The organism is Campylobacter coli LMG 9860 (assembly GCF_000254135.1).
Lineage (GTDB): Bacteria > Campylobacterota > Campylobacteria > Campylobacterales > Campylobacteraceae > Campylobacter_D > Campylobacter_D coli.
Map to the genome: position 1 here is coordinate 1 of NZ_AINS01000092.1, position 4,186 is coordinate 4,186.

Sequence of the window (4,186 nt, forward strand, 5' to 3'; positions counted from 1 at the left end):
TTTTCAAAAACAACTTCTTGATTATTTATATTTATAACAGTTAGGTTACTCATGCTTCCTCCTTTTTTGAATTATCAAATCTTTTGTAGTTTATTTCTTTTTCTTCTAACCATTTATAAGCCCAATTCTCTTTATATTGTTGATAAAGTTGATTTACTCTTTTAACGCTTACTTTATCGCTAATACCTGTAAAGGCTAAATTAGTTTTTCCAAGTGCTAAATTAAAAAGTCTAGTTCCAAGTGGAGAAGTGTAATAATATTCTCTTTTTTGAATGGCATTATTGATAATGCTAATTTGCACATCGTTAAGTCCAAAAATTTTATAAAAGTCGTAAGGAGCTAAAACATTTTCACTTCCTTTTTTATAAGCTTCGGGATTAGGTAAAAATATTTTAGTAGGGCAATATTCTTGTAGAATATCTAAAATTCCACTTTTTGCACTATCGCTTAAGCTTTGTGTAGCCATTATAACGGCTACATTTGCTTTTCTTAAAACTTTAAGCCAATTAACTATTTTATCTTTAAACGCAGGGTGCTTTAATGCAATCCAAGCTTCATCAATGATGAGTAATGTAGGACTTCCATCTAAGCCTTTTTCTATACGATTGAAAATGTAGAGTAAGGCAGGGATTATGTATTGATCTCCTAAATTCATCAATTCTTCTATTTCAAATGTTGTGATACTGCTTAAGCTTAATTTATCTTCCTCGCTGTCAAATAAAAAACCACCTGTTCCAGAAATTGTATAATAATTTAAAGCATCTCTTAAATCACTATCTTGCAAAGCTGATACAAATTCAGTCAAAGAGGTAGAATTTGTATTGATATGAGAAATTAAGGCTTCATGTATTAATTTTTTTTGTTTTGGTGTAACATTTACATTTTGTAACTTTAAGCAAGTTTCAATCCAAAATTCAGCCCATGCAATCTCGGCTTCTGTTTTGATATTTGCTAAAGGAGCAAATGCTAAAGATGAATGATCCCCTGCGATATTATAATGAATTCCACCCGTTGCAAGTGTAGGAGCTAATAAGCTTTGTCCTTTATCAAATGCGTAAATTTTAGCATTTTTATATTTTTGAAAAGAGAGAAATATATTTGCTAATAAGGTAGATTTTCCCGATCCTGTCGGACCAAAAATTAAAGTATGTCCCAAATCACTAACATGCAGATTTAATCTAAAAGGTGTATTACCAGATGTAACAACTTGCATTAATGGCGGAGAATTTGGAGGAAATTTATCACTAGGATTGTATTTTTCTCCCGCCCAAATAGACGCCAAAGGAATTAAATGAGTTAAATTGAGTGTATTTAACACAGGACGGCGTAAATTCGGATAAACAAATCCAGGTAAAGTTCCTAAATAAGCTTCTACTGAATTAATTGTTTCGGTGCGTGATAAAAAACCTAAATTTTCTAAAACTTTTCTTATATCTTTTAATTTGTGTTCTAAACTTTCATTATCTCTATCAAACACTACAATATTTGCGGTGTAATAGCCATACCCTAATAAGCCGGTTTTTGATTCTGCTAATGCTGAATCTAGCTCTTGCACCATTAGCACGGCATGATTATCTAATCTTCTTGCGGGACGATCTAGTAATTGATCTACCCAACCTTTTGTTTTTTGTTGCCATTTTTTACGATATTTATTAAGTGAATTTTGGGCGTCAAAATCATCTAAAAAGATAAATCTAGTATTAAATCTATAATCAAAATTAAGCTCTGTGAGTGCATTTAAAATATTTGGATAACTTTCACTTGGAAAGCCTTCAATCGCAATAATTCCTATGTGTTGATTATCAATTCGTGGATACATTCCCGTTTCAAAATGTCTTCCACCTAATAAACAATCAAGAAACATAGGAGCATTTGGCAATATTATTTTTTGTCTTTCGCCACAAATACAAAAATTAATATATTCAAGCATATCATCTAAAATATATTCATTATTATATTCGTCAATAGCTGTTCTTGGTAGCATTCTTTCAATTTTTATATAATTGCTTAAGCTATCTTCTAATTTTTGAAGAATGTTTTTAAAATACTCTAATATTTTATTGCTTTGATTTTTATTTTTTGTTTCATCAATTATCATCAAATCGGTAATTTTGCTTATATTTTTGTGTGGTGGTAAATAAGTGAAAATCATTGTAAAAAGATTTTCAAAATGTTCTACATTGTCAAAATAATGTTTTCTTTCATTTTCAAGAATTTGTGCGATATTACTTTGATAAAAAGTATCGCCGTCAATGTAATTTTCTGTTTTTATCCTGGAGCAATCAATATGCACCGCCCAGCCATTGCCTAGAGTTTTTAAAACGCTATTAATCCTAGCACTTAAAGTATTTCTTTCATTTATTGTCATGGAGCTAATATCTCCAGCCCGATAATAAAAACCAGCCGTTAAACTCCCGTCTTTATTAAGCAAAATACCTTCATCGATAAAACTTGCATAATTTAAAATATCGGGAAATGCTTTTGCTTTATTTCTAAACTCTTTAAGTGCTAACATTTTAATCCTTTGAAAATGGTGTGCTTTGTGGATAATAAAACTTTTTATATTTATTTTGGCGTATAAAAATTTGACGCATTAGCGGATCGCTTTTTGCCATTAATCTTAAAAGCAAACCGCAAACAAAAAATAATGCAATACCTATAACGCTTGTAATAAGCGTTGCACCTGTAAAAATAAGTGCAAATGAAATTAATCCAGTTATCAGCATTAATTCTCTATCTGCACCAAATATTAAATTGGGCTTATTTAAGGCACTATAAATATCTATTTTTTGTAATTCTTCCATTAAATTAACGCTCCGCTAGTATTAAAAATTCCCATAAAATTACCTGCACCAACAACTATGGCAATAACGAGCACTATATAAATAAGAGTTTTGATAAAACCGTTTAATTCTCCGCCCCAAATTAAACCAGCTCCAGCTCCAATTATGGCTAAAATAGAAACAACACCAGCCACGGGACCACTTAAACTCGCTTTGATTGTTTCTAGTGGATCTTCCCAGGGCAAACCTGCTCCAGTCGTTGAGGCTAAAGCATATCCTAAGCCTAGCACCAAAAATAAAAATAAAAATCTTTGCATTTAAACTCCTTAAATTGTTTGTGTAATGTATTTATTATTTTCAAAATCAATTACTTTTATGATTTCTTTTATTTTTCTTCCCTCCTTAGTTTTTGAGATAAAAACAATTAAATTTACAGCTTCAGCAATTAATTTACTCATTTTTGCAGTTGTTGCTTCAGAAATTAATTGCTCCATTCTCGTAAGTCCGCCATTTGCAGAATTAGCGTGTATTGTGGCTATTCCGCCAGGATGTCCTGTATTCCAAGCTTTTAATAAGTCTAAAGCTTCTTTGCCTCTTGTTTCGCCCACTATAATTCTATCGGGACGAAGTCGCATTGTGGCTTTTAAAAGTCTAAGCATATCTACTTTATCCGTTGCTCTTAAAATCACTTTATTTTTACTCGCACATTGAAGCTCTGCTGTATCTTCAATGATTACTATTCTATGCTCGGGTGTGATTTTAGAAATGCCGTCGATAATTGCGTTTGAAAAAGTGGTTTTACCGCTACCAGTTCCACCAACAACTAAAATATTTTGGCGTTCTGTAATAGCATTGATTAAAACTTCTTTTTGTTTTGGTGTAAGAATATTAGAATCTACATAATCATCAAGAGTAAAGATTTTGACAGCTTTTTTTCTGATTGTAAAGGTTGGTTTTGCGACGATTGGTGGCAATAAAGCTTCAAACCTTGATCCATCAAGTGGCAATTCGCATTCTAAAATAGGATTGTCTGCATTTGTGGTTGTATCAAGAAGGGTAGAAACTGCGGTAATGATAGATTTTGCTTTAGCTTCTGAAAAATCGCCTAGACATATCATATCTTGACCTAGTTTTTCAAGCCAAAGTTTGCCGTCTGAATTTAGCATAAGTTCTATTGTTTCTTCATCTTCCAAATGAACTAAAATATCGCCAAATTCTCTTTTGATTTTTTCGTTGATTCTTGCTTGAAACTCAATATTACTCATTCAAGAGTCCTTTTGATTCAATTACAAGAGTTAAAAATTTGTCAGGATTTTTTTTGTATGGATTGTGGAGTTGTAAAAGTTTAAAAATTAAGAAAAGTTTAAGATTATTCTGCTCTCTCTCTCTCTCTCTCTCTCTCT

General features: G+C 31.5%; 4 protein-coding genes. All 4 read right to left on the reverse strand.

The window, feature by feature from the left end; translation table 11 throughout:
* Positions 1–49: 49 nt before the first annotated feature.
* Genes CCO88_RS08965 through trbB form a run of 4 tightly spaced genes read right to left on the reverse strand, consistent with a single transcriptional unit; the run spans position 50 to position 4,048 of the window.
* A complete protein-coding gene (locus CCO88_RS08965) occupies positions 50–2,515 on the reverse strand; it encodes a VirB4 family type IV secretion/conjugal transfer ATPase (protein WP_002840343.1) in 2,466 nt (821 codons plus the stop codon).
* 1 nt (position 2,516) lies between these two features.
* On the reverse strand, positions 2,517–2,804 hold the full coding sequence (locus CCO88_RS08970; protein WP_002840344.1) for a conjugal transfer protein TrbD: 288 nt from the start codon (positions 2,802–2,804) through the stop codon (positions 2,517–2,519).
* Positions 2,804–3,100: a TrbC/VirB2 family protein gene (locus tag CCO88_RS08975; protein ID WP_002840345.1), complete on the reverse strand. Its 297-nt coding sequence runs from the start codon at positions 3,098–3,100 to the stop codon at positions 2,804–2,806. Before CCO88_RS08975 ends, CCO88_RS08970 begins: the two co-directional genes overlap by 1 nt.
* Positions 3,101–3,109: 9 nt before the next feature.
* On the reverse strand, positions 3,110–4,048 hold the full coding sequence (gene trbB, locus CCO88_RS08980) for a P-type conjugative transfer ATPase TrbB (RefSeq protein ID WP_002840346.1): 939 nt from the start codon (positions 4,046–4,048) through the stop codon (positions 3,110–3,112).
* Between the last annotated feature and the right edge of the window lie 138 nt (positions 4,049–4,186).